Below are 17,433 nucleotides of genomic sequence, written 5' to 3'. Positions count from 1 at the left end.
CAGAAAAAATAAAAGAAAAGACTGGGACCCGTGATCAAGTCGTGGGGTGACAATAATGAAGAGATACAACGAAAAAATATGAATCAAATAGAACAAAAATGGCAGCAAATTTGGGATGACGAAAAAGCTTTTGAGGTATCAAATGAGTGTAATAAGCCCAAATATTACGTGCTTGAAATGTTGCCTTATCCTTCCGGTAAAATTCATGTAGGTCATGTACGCAATTATTCTATAGGTGATGTTATAGCAAGGTTCATGAATATGCAAGGCTTTAACGTGCTTCATCCTATGGGCTGGGATGCTTTCGGACTGCCTGCAGAAAATGCTGCAATAAAAAATAATGTTCATCCGAAAGAATGGACTTATTCTAATGTTGATAATATGCAACAGCAGCTAAAATCTATGGGTTTTGCTTATGATTGGTCTAGAGTGATCAATAGTTGTGATCCACAATATTATAAATATGAGCAGAAATTCTTTTTAGAGCTTTATGAACGAAATCTTGCTTATCAAAAAGAAGCGCTTGTTAATTGGGATCCGGTGGATAATACTGTTCTTGCGAATGAACAAGTTGTAGACGGGCGTGGTTGGCGTTCAGGTGCGATTATTGAAAAACGTTATTTAAAACAATGGTTCTTAAAAATCACAGATTATGCTGAAGAGCTATTAAATGAAATTAAGAATTTAAAAGAGTGGCCTGAAGCCGTTCGGTCTATGCAAGAAAAATGGATCGGTAAGTCTATAGGTGCTAATTTTTATTTTAAAGTTAAGGATAATGAGGATGCTATTATAGAGGTGTTTTCAACTAAGCCCGAAACTATTTTCGGTGCTAGCTTTATAGGAATCGCTTTTAATCATCCAATAATAGAGAAATTAATTTCCAAAACACCTGAAATATCGAATTTTATAACTAAATGTTTGCATATTACAGGAAGTAGTGAACTAGAAAAGGCTGAAAAAGATGGTATACTTACTAGTCTTTATGTTATTCATCCTTTTGATCCTAGTATAATATTGCCAGTTATTATTACAAATTTTGTGTTAATGGATTATGGCACGGGTGCAATATTTGGCTGTCCTGCTCATGATGAGCGTGATCATGAATTAGCTGTTAAAATGAATCTACCTATTAAACAAGTAATCGAAGCAGATATTGATGTGCACAAGATCGCTTATACGGAAGACGGAATTTTAATTAATTCAGATTTTCTAAATGGCTTAACTAATAATGAAGCAAAACAAAAAGTCATTAAGGAAATTGAAAAACTTCAAATAGGTAAACGTAGTATAAATTATCGCCTAAAAGATTGGGGAATTTCAAGACAGCGTTTTTGGGGTTGTCCTATTCCTATGATTTACTGTAAAGTTTGTGACATAGTTCCGGTGCCTTACAAAGATTTACCAGTTACTTTACCTGATAATGTAAAATTTAATGGTCACGGTAATCCACTTGATCACCATCCTACTTGGAAACATGTTAATTGCCCAAAATGTGATAAGCCGGCTATTCGTGAAACCGATACTTTTGATACATTTTTTGAATCATCTTGGTATTTTACTAGATATTGTAATAGTCATGCTACAGATATGACTGATAAAAAAGCTTGTGATTATTGGCTACCTGTCGATAAATATATAGGCGGCATTGAACATGCAGTGATGCATTTATTATATGCAAGGTTTTTTACTAAGGTAATGAATGAACAGAATTACGTAAGCGTTCGTGAGCCTTTTAAAGGGCTATTTACTCAAGGGATGGTATTACACGCCACTTACAAAGATGAGCATAATAATTGGTTATATCCTGATGAAGTAGTAAAAAAGGATAATAAATTTTTTCATAAAAAAAGTGGTAACCTTGTCGTGCAGGGACGTATAGAGAAGATGAGTAAATCTAAAAAGAACCTTATCGATCTTGAAACTATGCAAAAGCAATACGGAGCAGATGCTATTAGGCTTTTTGTGCTGTCAGATAGTCCGCCTGAGAAAGATCTAGAATGGTCGGTGAGCGGTCTTGAAGGCTGTTCACGTTTTATTAATAAGCTTGAGCATATGTTTAAGGTGATAGCTTCTTTAAAAGATGATGTAACTGGCATTAATAAAGAGCTTAATAGGTTAGTACATCTGACGATAAAGTATGTTGCCGAGGATATAAAACATTTTGCCCTAAACAGAGCAATAGCACGTATGCGTGAGCTTTCTAATGCTATATCCTCTGAGTTTAGTAAAGAAGTAATGGATGTTAAGACTGTAAAATATGGTTTTAATGTTCTAGTACAGCTACTTAATCCGTTCATACCCCATATCACTGAAGAAATTTGGCAGAAGCTTGGTAATAAAGAGCGGTTATATAAGACAGCTTTTCCTGCATTTGATGAATCAATGCTAGAGTTAGATACATATGTTATGGCAGTGCAGGTTAATGGTAAGCTTCGCGATACCTATGAATTTAATAATTCTGCAAGTGATTATGAAATAAAGCAAATTACCATCAATCTGCCAAAGGTACAAAAGTTCTTAGAAGGGACAGAACCAAAGAAGATTATTTTTGTTCCCCGTAAAATTGTGAATATTATTGTTTGATGTGAAGAAGTGTATGAGTCAAAAAATAGCCAGAATGTCATACCGTAGCTTGACCATGGTATCTAGAAAAAAAATTAAAAAAGACTGGATACCGTGATCAAGTCGCCGGTATGACAATAACATCTCAAGAGTTTTATAATAACTTGTTACATTATTTTTTAGTATGCTAGTACCCCAGCAGTAGTAGTGACGTCAGAGTCAACACCAGATAAAGTTATATGTTTTTCTTGCTGTAGTGTAATGAATGTACCGGATCCTCTATATAGGTCTACTACCGACCAAAATGCACAAAAATACTGACATCAACCTTAAAATATCTTACTATTTCTTTTGTAGTGTTTCAAAAGCTGTAACACCTCGAATCATATAGATTTAAGAGTGCTTTTGCAGTTTGTTTTTGTCTTCTTAGTAATAAAGATCCCCTATTTAGTTATTAATTAACTGTAGACTAAATAATTTAAAAAACCAATTAGCTACTAGAATAGTGTATATGTTTTATACATGAAGTCAATAAATAGTATTAATAAATTAATATCATTTAATTAAGATTAGTTAATTTTATAATATATATCTAATGCATGAAAATATCGATCTCGTTCCAGCCAAGTAAATCTAGATTAGCTCTTGTCGGTACAAAACGGAAAATATCTTGTGCAAGTTCAAATCTATTTTCTTTAAGTAGCATTTTTTGTAAAATATCTTTTAACTGATGCAAATAAAGTACATCTTTGGCTGCATATTCTTTTTGCTCTGAAGATAAATTATCAGCCCTCCAATAGGAAGATTGTTGTTGTTTTGAAATATTTATATTAAGCAATTCTCGGCATAAATCCTTAAGCCCGTGGCTATCAGTATAGGTTCTTACTAGTTTTGAAGATATTTTAGTACAAAAGATATTTTCTAGTTCAATTTCTAAATATTTTTTTATGGCTGCTAGATCAAACCTTGCAAAATGAAATATCTTACATCTGCTTTTATCTGATAGTAAGGCTTTTAAATTAGGAGCGGTATAATTTTGATTTTCAAAATGCACAAGATGGGCTTCGCCGTTGCCGTTACTAAATTGTAGCAAACATAGTTTGTCTCTGTGTAGATTTAGTCCCATTGTCTCGGTGTCTATAGCAAGATCACCTCCAAGCCTAAAATTATTCGGTAAGTCGTTTTGATAAATTTTAATGGTCATAATTTATGTTCAATTCCTTTTAATCAATAGTGTTGTTACATGGTTCATTTTTTTTACTGAATTGCCACGCGATCTTCAACCGCTCGCAATAACGATATCTACCTTTGGTTAGGAATGTCTTTTGTTGTAAATACTTGCTCATTTGGAGCAGCTACTCCTAAAACTTTCTTTGCTTGTTCTTCTAACATATCCTTATTTAATGATTCCGTGCGGAGTAATTTGACGTTATGTTCAAGTTCTACTCTTTCTGCTCGCAAGCCTTTTAATTCATCATAAGCTTTTTCAAGTTGTCTATTTACTTTTAAATATGCAATAATCCCTTTGTTGCCATATATGCAATGAAAAACAAAATATCCAAGCAGTAAAGCTAAAAAGATGTTTAAAATTATTTTTTTAGAATTGTTATTTAAATGTATTAAATTCATAAGCATCATAGTATCAGTAAATTTGTATTGTCATCCCGTGGCGCTTATAGCGAGATCCAGTTTAAAATACTAAAATTATTAGTATTTTTATGTTTTTTGGATACCGTGATCAAGCCATGGTATGATACCGAATGCGTTTTTCAATCCACGCAACAATGACTTTGCAGGAATGACATAAAAAGTTCATAATGTAGAGTATTATTCTATAATATTACTTATACAAAATAATACAGGTACAGTTAAAATAATACTATCAAATCTGTCTAGTATTCCTCCATGACCAGGTATTATGTGACCACTATCTTTAATGTTAAATTTTCGCTTAAAATATGAAATAAATAAATCACTTAATTGAGCTATTAATGCTAATATACAACTCATTATAAACAAATAAACTTTATTTGAAAAATAGTAATTTTCAATATGAAATCCTGATATAAAACTAACTAATACCGCAACTATACCCGCTGATAATATTCCTGTAATCAGACCACTCCAAGTTTTTTTAGGACTAATTTTTGTAGTAAGTATTGCTCCTTTAAAAGTTTGGCCGCCAATCATTGCAAAAGTATCTACGGACCAAATAATGCAAAAATAAAGCATAATAAGCCAGCTATTCGTATCTTCCGTACGTAATAATATTAATAGACTTATAGGGATAGGAATAATAATTAGCCCAAGTAATAAATACGTAGTAGAAGAGCAGGTCATATTATACCATTCACTTAACATTCCCATACCCACTAATATCATGAGGCCATAGAATAAAGGTTTAAACCATAATATAGCTATGACAAATAACGGAACTAAAATTATACCGGACAAAATTCTTAAATATATGTTTTGTTTATCTTTTGCCAAATGTTCTTTTCCTTTTTGAGTAATCATTTATAGCGTCTTGTATATCATCTTTATGAAAATCAGGCCAATATTTGGATGAGAAATATAATTCAGCATAAGCTGCTTGCCAAAGTAAAAAATTACTGATGCGATAAACCCCACCCGATCTTATTAATAAATCTACATCCGGCATTTCAGGATCATAGAGAGCATCTTGTAAATCGTTCTCGGTTACTTCTTTTTTACCGCTTGCAATAATTTTTGTGCAGGCATCAACTATTTCTTGGCGACTTCCATAACTAAAAGCTATACAAAGCGTTATTTTATTATTATTTTTTGTTAATTCTATAGCATTATTTATTTGTTTTTGCAATGAGCTATTAAGTAAATTAAGCCTACCTATTACTTTTATTTTGATGCCGTTTTTATGTAAATTGTTTAATTCGGTTTTTAAATAAATACTGAATAGTTTTATTAAGAAATCTACTTCTGTGCTTGAGCGTTGCCAATTTTCAGAAGAGAAAGTATATAAAGTTATATAAGGTATCCCAAAGTTAATAAACTCTGGTAGTAATTCACGAATTTTATCAGCACCGGTTCTATGTCCTGTAGATTTCGGTAAATTATTTTGGTCTGCCCAACGTGCATTACCATCCATTACTATTGCTAAATGTTTTATATTAGTCATTATTAAAAATTAAAACTATAAATTATATTTTAGGTATTTCAATACTAACCGATAACCCGCCTAAATCCTTGCTATCTTCTAAGTAAATAGAACCTTTATGATCATTTATTATTTCTTTAGTAATAGCAAGTCCAAGTCCTACGTTACTTGCATTATCAATCTGTCTTGCTTTATCCGATCTATAAAATGGTTTAAATACAAAATGTTTTTCCGCATCATCTATACCAGGACCGTTATCCTCAATAATTATAGCTACGGTAGATGAATTATCTTTTAAAGATATCTTAATTTTAGTGCTGTATTTTATAGCGTTACCGATTAAATTAGACAGTGCTCTTGCAAAAGAATTTGGCTTAATTCGTACTTCTAATTTATTGAAATTAGTAGATTTGATAAATTCAATATTTATATTCGATGAACTTGAAAAATTGGATACGTCGTCGTTGTAAGTCCTTGGATGCTCACATATTAATATACGCTCCGCTCCTTGGTTTACAGACTCCTTGCTCTTTTCCAAGTTGATTTTCGTATAACCATTGCTCATTTTACCAGAATATACATGCGACCATTTGTTTAAAAAATGTTCCATCCAAGGTAATAATAAAATTTCTTCAAATTTTTCCGTACTTTCACCCTTAGCAAAATCTAGATAAGAATTTATCATTTGCTGCATAGTTAATATATCTTGTTTTAACCCTTTGATTTCTTCATTTTCTTCCATTAATTCAAGTTGTAGTTTCATTCTTGTTAAAGGAGTTCTAAGGTCATGTGAGATCATAGCAAGCATAGTGGTTCTTTTAGTAATTTGTTTTTCAATACGAGCTTTCATTTTTAAAAAGGCAAGTCCTGCTTTTCTTATTTCTAAGGCTCCTGATGGTTTAAAATTTTTACCTTTTAAAACACCTTGACCAAATTTATCCATGCTATCTGCAAGAGCAAGTATTGATTTAATCTGATTTTTAGAGAAAATAATAGAAATGGAAAGTAATATAACAGTTAAAGATATAATCCATAAAACAAAAATATATACCGTAGGATTAAGTAATAATTTTGCAGGAAAAGTAATATATAATATTCCATCTTTTAATTCTAAAAATACTTCAATTTTATTTTCTTTATTTAGTTTAACTATATTTTTTTCATGGATTTTTGTAGCTAAAATATTTTTAAATATAGTTAAAGGCTCACTTAATTTAGGCTGTTTTATAGGTAACTTTTTACTAAGCTGAAACTGATAAGATAAATTAAGATAATGTTCCGATAAATGCGTTATCTCTCTTGTATTATTTTTATGTTCTTTAATCAGCGATTCTATTTCATTGATAATAATAGTACTAGTATAATATGAAACATTATACCAATGACGATCGTAAAACAAGAATATAGCAACTATTTGTCCTATTAAAATCGGAATGATTATAATGCACATGAACCGTATAAACAGTGTTCTTGGTAATAATTTAGATATAAAGTGCATAACCCTCATTACGCACAGTTTTTAAATATTTTGGTTCTTTTGGATTATCTTCTATTTTACTTCTTATTCTAGTAATTTGTACATCTATAGAACGCATACTAAGTCCGCCCATAATTTTTGAAAGTTCAAAACGACTAATGGATTTACTGGAATTTTTTATTAATATCTCAAGTAATTTTTGTTCGGTAGAGCTAAGAGATACAATTTGATTATTCTTGGTAAATTCTTTTGTATCAAAATTATAGAAATTATTGCCGAATTTAATTATATTCGTTTCTTTTTTAAAGTTATTATAATTATTAATTAAATTATTTATCCGTAATAATAATTCTCTTGGTTCAAAAGGTTTAGTTATATAATCAGAGGCACCGGCTTCAAGTCCTTTAACACGGTCATCAGCTTCTGATAATGCAGTAAGCATAACTATAGGAATATTATTGCCTGCATCCCTTATAGTAGTAGCAAAATCAAGCCCAGTTATTTCAGGTAACATAATATCTAAAATAATTAAATCATAACTAGAAGTTTTTAATAGATTTTTAGCTTCTATGACTGAGTTTGCTGTTGATACCAAAAACTCGTTTTTATTTAGAAATTGCTTTAAAAGTGCTAATATTCTGCTATCATCATCAACAATTAAAATGTGTGCTTTGTATGTATGCATGTATACTCATTTAATTTGAAACATTGACTTTGTTGCTCATTTTATGTCATTTCCCCAAGATATCGTTATGTGGATAGGTAAAAATCCGTTGTGTTACCCCCGTGGCTTGACCACAGGGTCCAAAAAACAACTTAAAATACTAATAAATTTTAGTATTTTAAACTGGATCCCGTGATCAAGTCTGTGGGATAAAAGAATATGGATGATATAAAAAATGAAACTAAATTACTTCTACTTTAATATAAAAATAGGTTAATGACAATGATAAAACTAGAGCAAATTTTTTGGCATTTTTGGATTAACGGTGATTTAGTTCCTTATCAATTTGCAAGGATCCATGTTTTAACTCATAGCCTGCATTATTCAGGATCGGTATTTGAGGGTGAGAGAGCTTATAACGGTAAAGTTTTTAAACTAAAAGAACATACGGAAAGGTTAATAAAATCAGCAGAAGCATTAGGTTTGAAAGTACCTTATAGTGTGGATGAAATAATGAAAGCTCATGAACTTGTAATAAAACAAAATAATATTAAGGATGCATATATAAGACCACTTATTTGGTGCGGAGACGAATCGCTAAATATTACTAATTCTGATTTATCCACTAATCTTTTGATTGCTGGTATTCCATCTATGCCAAGGGCTTTTGAGAAAGGTATCAATTTACATATAAGCCGTTGGCGTAAAGCAATGCCTGATAGCACGCCATTACAATCTAAATCCTCTGCTCAATATAATATGGCAATAACTAGTAAAAAAGAGGCTAAAGCTCTTGGCTATGATGATGCATTATTACTTGATTATGAGGGGTATATTGCTGAATGTACTACAACAAATATTTTCTTTGTTAAAGATCAAACATTATATACTCCAATTGCTGATAGATTTTTAAACGGCATAACAAGACAAACTATTATTGAAATTGCAAAAGATTTCGGTCTAGAAGTAAAAGAAGAGCGTTTGAAATTAGAGCAAGTAGAGAGTTTTACTGGATGTTTTGTTACAGGGACCGCAATCGAGGTACAAAATATTAATTCTATAGACCTGGGCAAAAAAAAGATTATTTTCAATGATCATCAAATTGCAAATACCCTAAAAAAAGAATATGATTATATTGTTAGGGAGTAGAGATACTGTTCAAAAAGCTTTCATCCGTGGCCCTTCCACGTGATCCATATCAGCAACTTGTTTTAGGATTTTAACTAGATCCCGTGGAGGGGCCACAGGGTGACATTAATAATTAAAAATTATGCATAATATATTTAAAGGTTTAATTACCGCAGCTATAACCCCTTTTAAAGATAATACATTAGATTTAGATGCTTTAGAGAAAATTTTAGAACATCAAATAAAATATGAAGTCGATGGGGTGTTAATTGCAGGTTCAACCGGGGAATGTAGTAATTTAAGCTTTGAAGAATATAAATTATTACTGCAAACTAGCTTAGAAATCGTTAATAAGCGTATTCCTATAATAAGCGGATGTTCATCAAATAATACTGCTTATGCAAGAGAGCTTGCAGCGGAATCTACAAAAATTGGGGTTGACGGTTTTATGGCTAGCCCCCCGTCTTATATAAAACCTACTCAAGAAGGGATTTATAAGCATTTTGAAGCGTTGCATGAAGCATGTAATATACCTATTATGTTATATTCTGCACCGACTAGAAGCGGAGTAGATTTTTCTGATGAGACAATATTAAGACTTAGCAAGCTATCACGTATTTTAGCATTAAAAGATTGTGGAGTAGATTTAGAACGTCCTATGCGGATTAGAACAATAGTTAAAGAAGATTTTAATCTTTTAACCGGTAATGATGAAGTAGTTTTAGCTTTTAACGCTCAAGGTGGGGTAGGTTGGGTTTCGGTAGCTTCAAATATTGTTCCCAATATATGTAAAGAATTATTAGAGAAGTGGTATAAGAATGATGTTAAAGAAGCTCTTGAAATCCATCAGAGATTACTACCTTTATATAAAGCTTTATTTGTAGAATCTAATCCAATCCCAATAAAATATGCTGCACATTATTTAGGCTTATGTGCAAATAAAATTAGATTACCTCTCACTGAGGCAAGCTATAAGACTAAAAAACAAATTGAAAACATTATAACATCACTATCTATAAAAATATGACCAGGTATAAGAAAGTTATTGCACAAAATAAGAAAGCACTTTTTAATTATTTTATTGAAGAAAGATTAGAAGCAGGTATTGTATTAAAGGGTAGTGAAGTGCAGTCTCTGCGTCAAGGTAAAGCTTCCATAGAAGAAAGTTATGCAGGCGATACCGGACATGAGCTATTCTTATATAACTGTCACATTGCAGAATATGAAAAAGCAAACAAATTTAATCATGCTACTAGAAGACCGCGTAAATTATTATTGCATACTAAAGAGATGAAGAAAATTATCGGTAAAATTAAAATAAAAGGCTATACGCTAGTAGCTCTTTCTATGTATTTTAATAAAAAAAACAAAGTGAAAGTTGAGCTTGGTCTTGCTAAAGGTAAGAAATTATATGATAAAAGAGAGTCAATTAAAGAAAAAGATTGGCAAAGAGATCAGAGCAGATTGATAAGACAAAAATAAAGTCAAGATAATATACAATTTAAAGTTAAAGGTTATTTATGCAGCATATTATAGGTAAAGTATTGGCTATATTCGTAATTATTATAGGTGTTTTATTTATTTTCAAAACAATGAAAACTTATTCTACAAAGTGGTTTTCTGTGGAGGTTCAACAAAGTGATAATGCAAGAAAATATGAAGAGGAAAGAATACAAGAAATAATCAAAGATTATTTGCTTAAAACTCCTGAAATAATAATTGAATCAATACAAGGTTTACAAAAACGTAAAGTACAGGAAAATGAGACTAAAGTTAATAATTATCTAAAAGATAATAATTTAGGTATTGAAGATAGCCAACGCTTTCCTATTATAGGTAATAAAGACGGTGATGTAACAATCATTGCTTTTTATGATTACAATTGTTCTTACTGTAGGAAAGGCAATATGTCTATAAATGAATTATTGCAAAATGATCAAAAAGTTAAAGTTGTATTAAGACCACTCCCTATCCTTGGAGATGCTTCCGAATATCTCGCAAGAATATCTTTAGCGATTTATAAGATTAATTCAAGCAAATTTAAAGTTGTGCATGATGAATTAATGAAAATAAGAAATATTTCTAAAGAATCCATAAACGAGTTATTAACCGAGAATGGCTTAAATGCTACGGAAATTGATGAAACTGCCGATAGTACCGAGATTAAAGATTTAATTACTCAAAATATAAAAATAGCTAGAAACCTTAGAATCCAAGGAGTACCTGCGTATATAATTGATACAACATTAATACCGGGGTTAATAGATTTTCCACAATTACTAAACATAGTTAAAGACATTAGGGATAATAAGAGTTTTTAAGAAGAGATAAATGTATACCCATGGCCTTGCCACGGTAAATACAATTTAAAGTAGTAATAGTTCTAGTATTTTAAACTAATCTTAATTCACAAGTCATGAGAGATAGTGAAAAAATCGAGCCATACAACAAGGCCGAAGGGTTGTTTATGTCATTCCTGTAGAAGCGAGAATAAACAAAAATATAAAAACACAAATTTTTATATTTGTAATATGCTAAATATTATAACTAAAACTACTATGAATTAAGGCAATTATTATTGCTTAAACAAATTACTTCTGAATATAAAAATAACAAAATCAGTTTAAATAATTTTATTGCTAAAGTGGAAGCACTGCTTGATCTTTTAAAAGAATTTGATGATGGATAAAAAAATAAAAGCTTTATGGTTTGCACTTGAGGTAATTAACTCTATAAAGCTGATTAATTAAGAAGAGTTTACACAAGATGATTTACAAAAAATTAATAACATTACCTCTTCTATAGAGAAATTAAGTTAGCTTATTTTGGATTCCTGCTTTTTCGCAAGAAAGCATTGTTATCTGTATCTAAAGCACATTTTTTCTAGATCTCGCGATCAAATCGCAGGATGAAAATGAAAAATCCAATTAACATAACCAACACCCCCGATCACAAATGATGACTTGAGTATTAATGCAATAAAAGCCAATACCGCAGGCATGGACATTGATTGGTATTGAATAACTTTAACCTTTATTTAACAAATCCAACATAGTTTTGCCGATATCGGCAGGGCATCTAGTAATAGTGATGCCGGCACTTTGTAGAGCTTCAAGCTTATCTTCGGCACTTCCTTTTCCTCCGGCAATAATAGCTCCGGCATGCCCCATTCTTTTACCGGGAGGTGCTGTAATACCTGCAATAAAGCTAACAATAGGCTTCTTGATTTTTGATTGCTTGATAAAGTCGGATGCATCTTCTTCTGCATTACCACCAATTTCACCGATCATAATAATTGCTTTTGTTTCATCATCTTTCAAAAACATCTCAATACAATCAACAAAATTAGTCCCGTTAACAGGATCGCCGCCTATACCGACGCATGTAGATTGTCCAAGACCTACTGCTGTTGTTTGAGCAACGGCTTCATATGTTAGAGTACCTGATCTTGAAACAATACCTACGATTCCTCTTTGATGAATATATCCTGGCATTATACCGATTTTGCATTCTCCTGGTGTTATAACTCCCGGACAATTAGGACCAATTAATCTAGTTTTAGAACCGACTAAAGCACGTTTTACTTTCACCATATCAAGTACCGGAATTCCTTCCGTTATACATACTACTACTTCAATTTCGGCATCTATTGCTTCTAATATCGAATCAGCAGCAAAGCCGGGTGGAACATATATAACGCTCGCATTTGCACCGGTTTTTGCTTTTGCTTCATGTACAGTATTATATACGGGTAAATCAAGGTGAGTATCACCGCCTTTGCCCGGTGTAACACCACCAACCATGTTAGTACCATAAGCTATCGCTTGTTCAGAGTGAAAAGTTCCTTGTGACCCTGTAAAACCCTGACAGATTACTTTTGTTTTTTTATTTATTAATATTGACATGTTAAAAATTAATTTTATATATTATAAGTTTTTATTTGATTTGTATTATCATTTTATATCATTCACACGTAGGTGTGGATCAAGTAAAACATATAAAAAGTAGGTTTTTATATGTTTATTTTGTTAAATATATAATTTTTATAGAATGGTAAGGTTATTTTTTTCTGGATTTCCGCCTACGCGGGAGCCATGCTTCTAGCTTATAGCCTCAACTATTTTATTTGCGGCATCTGCTAAATCATGTGCCGTTATTATTTCTAAACCAGAATTTGATAAAATTTTTTTGCCTTTTTCAACGTTTGTACCGGCTAAACGAACCACTAACGGCACTTTTATATCTATTTCTTTTGCAGCTGCAATAATTCCTTCCGATATAATATCACAACGCATAATACCGCCGAAAATATTAACTAAGACCCCTTGTACTTTTTTATCAGATAAAATTATTTTAAAAGCTTCTTTTATACGCTCACAATCGGCTCCACCGCCGACATCCAAGAAATTAGCAGGCAAAGCACCGTAAAGTTTAATAATATCCATAGTAGCCATGGCAAGACCGGCACCGTTAACCATACAACCGATATTACCGTCCATTTTTACATAACTAAGTCCTGCATTTGCCGCTCTAGTTTCTAGAGGATCTTCCTCATCGTAATCACGCATGGCGGTGACATTAGGGTGTTTGAATAGGGCGTTCTCATCAAAAGTGATTTTTGCGTCTAAAGCGAGTAGATCACCGTCGGTTTTTACAATTAAAGGATTAATTTCAATTTGTGTTGCATCAGTTTCAATAAAAGCATTATATACCGATTTTACTATTTCTTTCATCTGTTTAACTTGGTTATCCTTAAAGCCTAGCTCATAAGCTATGCCTCGCATATGAAAATCTTGTAAACCTGTTGCAGGATCAACAGAAAATTTAACAATTTTTTCCGGAGTTTTTTTTGCTACTTCTTCAATATCAACTCCTCCTGCGGTAGAAGCTATGAAAGTAATACAGCTAGCTGATCTATCAAATACGATACTAAAATAATATTCTTTTAAAATATCACAACCTGATTCAATATAAAGACGTTTTACTTTCTGTCCTTGAGGTCCTGTTTGATGTGTTACTAAATTAATGCCAAACATGTCATGAGCAATTTTCTTGGCTTCTTCTTTACTCTTAACAACCTTAACACCACCCGCTTTACCTCTACCGCCAGCATGTATTTGTGCCTTAACTACATATACTTCCGTATTTAACTTATCTATAGTTTCATTAATCTGTTCGGTTTTCGTCACAACTAGTCCGGTGGAAGTAGGTATACCGTATTTTCTTAAAATCTCTTTTGCTTGATATTCATGAATATTCATTTTAAATAATTTATTTAAATAATTAAAGTACAGTATAATAACTAATATTTAAACTGTAAAGAAGATAGTTATTGTTAATTAAGGTCATACTGGTGGCTTGACCACAGGCTTGTATCCCTAAATCCTGCTACAAGATTACGGGATGAAAATAAAAAATCGAGCCATGCAACAAATATTAATTACCAACTGCTGTATCTATAATCTTTTCTGCCTCTTCACCGGTGATTTTGTCTTTATCATTTAGAATGAGATTAGCATTCTTTAAGTCATCTCCTATATTTTCCGCTCTTCCTTTTAAAATCTTGGCCAAAAACTGTTCGGCAAGAGCATAATAAGATATTCTATTGCTAGGTTTTGCAAAGCCATGTCCTTCATCATTATAAAGTGCATAAACTACTGGTATATGCTTTGCTTTCATGCGATTTACAATTTGATCGGATTCTGTGTGTTTTACACGAGGATCATTAGCTCCTTGAGCAATAAAAAGTGGTTTTTTAATATTATCAACAAATGTTAAAGGAGAGCGTTTGTTTAAAAATTCTATATCTTGTTCGTTGTCCCAAGATCCAATTCTTTTTTTGAATTCATTTAAGGCCGGTTCCCAATAAGGCGGCACACTTTTAATTAAGGTTAATAAATTTGAAGGACCTACAACATCAATACCACAAGCAAATATATCAGGTGTCATAGTAAGACCGACTAAAGTTGCATAACCACCGTAACTACCACCCATAATACAAACTTTATCGGGATCGGTTATATTATTCTTAACTGCCCAGTTGACTCCATCAAGTAAATCATAATGCATCTTTCTTCCCCATTCGAGGTTACTAGCATTAACAAAATCCTTCCCAAAGCCTGTAGAACCACGGTAATTAATACTTAAAACTGCGTAGCCACGATTAGCAAGCCATTGATGCTCAGGGTTATACCCCCAGCTATCACGAACCCATGGACCGCCGTGAACATTAATTATTAGCGGTAATTTTTTATCGGGGATATTATTTGCATCAAGTTTTATATAATTTGGAAAAGTGATATAGCTAACTAAATTAAGTCCATCACGTGACTTGATAATTACCGGTATCATCTTAGCAAGATTATATTGCTCAAGTTCTTTACGGTTAGTAAATAAAAACTCAGCTTTTTTATTTTGCCTATCATATTTATAATATTTCACCGGTGCATTATCACTATTATAAGCTACAATCCAAGTGTTATCGTCTAACGTCCTGCTATTAATAATTAAATCACCGCGATCAAGTGCCTGCAAATATTTAACATCACCTTCAATATCTTTATCTAATATCTTGTATGAAACTCTATCATAGTTTATGGATACTGCTTGCGGAGTTTGCTTGATAGGATGAACTGTAAATAAGCTAATATCGACTTTTGAATCTTCAGCTAATATTTCATCTTTACCAGTAGCTAAGTTTAAAGCTTTAAGTGTCGCAGTATTGCGGTTACGCCCATCAAGCATATAGAGAATTTGATCACTAGTATCAAAACCTAAAATAGAAGTATTTACTGAATCTTCCATTGATATTTTAGTAAATAATTCCCATTTATTATTTTTTAGCTCATAATATTCTGTGCCTCCGTCCTTATCAGGTGCAGCAGCATACTTTATGTGTAAATTATTATCTACTATGAAACCTCTGAATTTTTCGTTTTTTAGTACTAGCTCTTTTTCTAAAGTCTCTAGATTTAATTTATAAACATCAAAATATTTAGGGTTACGCTCATTTAAATCTATTAATATTTCATTAGGATTTTTATAGCTTACTGCAACTATACCTGCTCTAACATCATGTGCAGGAGTGATTAATTTTGTTTCTTTTGTTTCTATATTATAACTATATAGTCTAAAATTCTCATCACCCTTATGGTCCTTAGAATATATAATATTCTTATTATTATAAGCCACTATATAGTCTCTTATTCCACGATCTTTATCATGAGTTATGGCTGTAGCTTTACTAATATTATCTGCAGGTGCGAGCCAAATATTTAAGATACCGTCTTTTGGTGCGATATATAGAATATACTTACCGTCATGAGTTAAAGAAACTCTTGTTTTATCAGGATTACCAAATAAAACTTTTCTTGGGATTATTTGATTGTTATTACCTGCTACCGTGGTTTGATTTTGAAACATAAAAAGTACAACTATTGTTAATATAATAGCTATAATATAGGAAAATTTTGTCATTACTAATAGAGTTTGTTATTTAATTTTGTGGTTCTTTTGATATCATTCCCGCGAAAGTGGGAATCTAGAAAAAAGCGAGCTAACTCAAGCTTTTAATTTTAAAATCTAGTGTGTTTATACTTTTTAGTTACTGGATGCCAGTTTTACGGCAATGATATTCAAGCCACAATAACAGCTACACTTTTTCAATATTGCTTAAGAACCAATCAACTTCTTTGGTATTAGCATTACGTGTGAATGTCCATTCTTCTTTTAAATCTTCAATTTTGTCAACTACATTTTTACCTTGGAATAATAATTTAATAAATATGTTGTTACCGAACAGGTAAATTTCCGAATATTTTGCACTTAAAGCCGATGAATCAAAAAAATCACCGTAAGATGGTGTTATTTTTTCAAATTCTTCCAAGTATCTTTTATCTACCAGCTCAGATAATTCTTGAGTATCTTTTTTATAAGCAGCTTCTATAATCATTTGAAAAGCAGTTTTAGCATTATTTATAAATTTAACCGGATCAAATGAGTAAAGGCGTTTATGGACTTGTTCCATTCCATCTACGACCGCAGTTATATTTTGCTCCACTATTATATCTTGAAAAGCTTTAATATCTTCAACTGTTGGCAAATTTTTTTCTGCTTTATTAGATTTAACTGCACTATAAGTTACATCTTTAATAACAGGTTCGCCAAAATAAGATTTTTGCTTTGTCTGCTCCTCCTCTGCAGTAGAACCAAGAGTCGTAATTAATTTATTGATAATAAAAAAGGCAATAAGTGCAAAAATTAATAACTCTATTATTTGAGGAGACATTTTCTATTTATTTTTATTAAAAGATGATTCTTATATCTTAATATAAAAAAACAATCTTTTAAAGTTATTTAATAAAAATAAGCATTTATTTTTATTTGCGTTAAACTTAAAGTTTAAAAATCACTAAAATATCTTGATTATTTTAATTATTATAATATTATTTTTTTGTAAATGATGTT

General features: G+C 31.5%; 14 protein-coding genes and 2 pseudogenes. 5 read left to right on the top strand and 11 right to left on the bottom strand.

The features are described from left to right. The first annotated feature begins 78 nt into the window (after positions 1-78). Positions 79-2,583 carry a leucine--tRNA ligase gene (gene leuS, locus A1E_RS02905; protein WP_012148781.1) on the top strand — a complete coding sequence of 835 codons (2,505 nt, stop codon included), beginning with the start codon at positions 79-81 and terminating at the stop codon, positions 2,581-2,583. 571 nt (positions 2,584-3,154) lie between these two features. On the opposite strand, the gene A1E_RS02900 is transcribed toward leuS, so the two are convergent. From A1E_RS02900 to A1E_RS02875, 7 genes and pseudogenes are all read right to left on the bottom strand, one after another. Then, entirely contained in the window at positions 3,155-3,766 is a 612-nt protein-coding gene (locus A1E_RS02900) for a ribonuclease D (RefSeq protein WP_012148780.1), read from the bottom strand. A gap of 98 nt (positions 3,767-3,864) precedes the next feature. Continuing rightward, positions 3,865-4,200, bottom strand: a complete 336-nt coding sequence (locus A1E_RS02895) for an FtsB family cell division protein (RefSeq protein ID WP_012148779.1) — start codon at positions 4,198-4,200, stop codon at positions 3,865-3,867. Positions 4,201-4,389: 189 nt separating this feature from the next. Next, the gene (locus A1E_RS02890) at positions 4,390-5,079 is read right to left on the bottom strand and encodes a phosphatidate cytidylyltransferase (RefSeq protein ID WP_012148778.1); all 690 of its coding nucleotides are present in this window, start codon (positions 5,077-5,079) and stop codon (positions 4,390-4,392) included. Continuing rightward, positions 5,039-5,719 (bottom strand): polyprenyl diphosphate synthase, encoded by a 681-nt coding sequence (gene uppS / locus A1E_RS02885; RefSeq protein WP_012148777.1) that lies wholly within the window; start codon positions 5,717-5,719, stop codon positions 5,039-5,041. Before uppS ends, A1E_RS02890 begins: the two co-directional genes overlap by 41 nt. A gap of 22 nt (positions 5,720-5,741) precedes the next feature. Continuing rightward, a pseudogene (locus A1E_RS07460) lies at positions 5,742-6,125 on the bottom strand (sensor histidine kinase); the annotation flags it as partial. 150 nt (positions 6,126-6,275) lie between these two features. Continuing rightward, a pseudogene (locus A1E_RS07455) lies at positions 6,276-7,196 on the bottom strand (histidine kinase dimerization/phospho-acceptor domain-containing protein); the annotation flags it as partial. Further along, positions 7,180-7,860: a response regulator transcription factor gene (locus tag A1E_RS02875; RefSeq protein ID WP_012148775.1), complete on the bottom strand. Its 681-nt coding sequence runs from the start codon at positions 7,858-7,860 to the stop codon at positions 7,180-7,182. The gene A1E_RS02875 and the pseudogene A1E_RS07455, both read right to left, overlap by 17 nt. Before the next feature lie 255 nt (positions 7,861-8,115). Here A1E_RS02875 and A1E_RS02870 point away from each other — a divergent pair, with 255 nt between their 5' ends. From A1E_RS02870 to A1E_RS02855, 4 genes are all read left to right on the top strand, one after another. Next, complete coding sequence (locus A1E_RS02870) at positions 8,116-8,988, top strand: branched-chain amino acid transaminase (protein ID WP_012148774.1); 873 nt, start codon at positions 8,116-8,118, stop codon at positions 8,986-8,988. Positions 8,989-9,109: 121 nt separating this feature from the next. Continuing rightward, positions 9,110-9,994, top strand: coding sequence for a 4-hydroxy-tetrahydrodipicolinate synthase (dapA, locus tag A1E_RS02865; protein ID WP_012148773.1), 885 nt, complete (start codon positions 9,110-9,112; stop codon positions 9,992-9,994). Further along, positions 9,991-10,449, top strand: coding sequence for an SsrA-binding protein SmpB (gene smpB / locus A1E_RS02860; protein WP_012148772.1), 459 nt, complete (start codon positions 9,991-9,993; stop codon positions 10,447-10,449). Before dapA ends, smpB begins: the two co-directional genes overlap by 4 nt. 38 nt (positions 10,450-10,487) lie before the next feature. Beyond that, a complete protein-coding gene (locus tag A1E_RS02855; RefSeq protein WP_012148771.1) occupies positions 10,488-11,288 on the top strand; it encodes a DsbA family protein in 801 nt (266 codons plus the stop codon). Positions 11,289-11,993: 705 nt separating this feature from the next. Here the strand turns inward: A1E_RS02855 and sucD are convergent. From sucD to A1E_RS02835, 4 genes are all read right to left on the bottom strand, one after another. Then, entirely contained in the window at positions 11,994-12,872 is an 879-nt protein-coding gene (gene sucD / locus A1E_RS02850) for a succinate--CoA ligase subunit alpha (RefSeq protein ID WP_012148768.1), read from the bottom strand. Between the two features lie 195 nt (positions 12,873-13,067). Further along, positions 13,068-14,228, bottom strand: a complete 1,161-nt coding sequence (gene sucC / locus A1E_RS02845; protein WP_012148767.1) for an ADP-forming succinate--CoA ligase subunit beta — start codon at positions 14,226-14,228, stop codon at positions 13,068-13,070. A gap of 175 nt (positions 14,229-14,403) precedes the next feature. Beyond that, positions 14,404-16,443, bottom strand: a complete 2,040-nt coding sequence (locus A1E_RS02840; RefSeq protein ID WP_012148766.1) for an alpha/beta hydrolase family protein — start codon at positions 16,441-16,443, stop codon at positions 14,404-14,406. Positions 16,444-16,618: 175 nt separating this feature from the next. Then, the gene (locus A1E_RS02835; protein WP_012148765.1) at positions 16,619-17,254 is read right to left on the bottom strand and encodes a Tim44 domain-containing protein; all 636 of its coding nucleotides are present in this window, start codon (positions 17,252-17,254) and stop codon (positions 16,619-16,621) included. Positions 17,255-17,433 lie beyond the last annotated feature (179 nt).

This window comes from Rickettsia canadensis str. McKiel, from assembly GCF_000014345.1.
Classification (GTDB): Bacteria; Pseudomonadota; Alphaproteobacteria; order Rickettsiales; family Rickettsiaceae; genus Rickettsia; species Rickettsia canadensis.
This window is presented reverse-complemented; position numbering and strand designations above follow the sequence as displayed.

Bases quoted from the DNA above. Each gene is read 5' to 3' on its own strand.
- leuS (WP_012148781.1), top strand. From the start codon at position 79: ATGAATCAAATAGAACAAAAATGGCAGCAAATTTGGGATGACGAAAAA.
- A1E_RS02835 (WP_012148765.1), bottom strand. From the start codon at position 17,254: ATGTCTCCTCAAATAATAGAGTTATTAATTTTTGCACTTATTGCCTTT.
- uppS (WP_012148777.1), bottom strand. From the start codon at position 5,719: ATGACTAATATAAAACATTTAGCAATAGTAATGGATGGTAATGCACGT.
- A1E_RS02875 (WP_012148775.1), bottom strand. From the start codon at position 7,860: ATGCATACATACAAAGCACACATTTTAATTGTTGATGATGATAGCAGA.
- smpB (WP_012148772.1), top strand. From the start codon at position 9,991: ATGACCAGGTATAAGAAAGTTATTGCACAAAATAAGAAAGCACTTTTT.
- A1E_RS02855 (WP_012148771.1), top strand. From the start codon at position 10,488: ATGCAGCATATTATAGGTAAAGTATTGGCTATATTCGTAATTATTATA.
- sucD (WP_012148768.1), bottom strand. From the start codon at position 12,872: ATGTCAATATTAATAAATAAAAAAACAAAAGTAATCTGTCAGGGTTTT.
- A1E_RS02890 (WP_012148778.1), bottom strand. From the start codon at position 5,079: ATGATTACTCAAAAAGGAAAAGAACATTTGGCAAAAGATAAACAAAAC.
- sucC (WP_012148767.1), bottom strand. From the start codon at position 14,228: ATGAATATTCATGAATATCAAGCAAAAGAGATTTTAAGAAAATACGGT.
- A1E_RS02900 (WP_012148780.1), bottom strand. From the start codon at position 3,766: ATGACCATTAAAATTTATCAAAACGACTTACCGAATAATTTTAGGCTT.
- A1E_RS02870 (WP_012148774.1), top strand. From the start codon at position 8,116: ATGACAATGATAAAACTAGAGCAAATTTTTTGGCATTTTTGGATTAAC.
- A1E_RS02840 (WP_012148766.1), bottom strand. From the start codon at position 16,443: ATGACAAAATTTTCCTATATTATAGCTATTATATTAACAATAGTTGTA.
- dapA (WP_012148773.1), top strand. From the start codon at position 9,110: ATGCATAATATATTTAAAGGTTTAATTACCGCAGCTATAACCCCTTTT.
- A1E_RS02895 (WP_012148779.1), bottom strand. From the start codon at position 4,200: ATGATGCTTATGAATTTAATACATTTAAATAACAATTCTAAAAAAATA.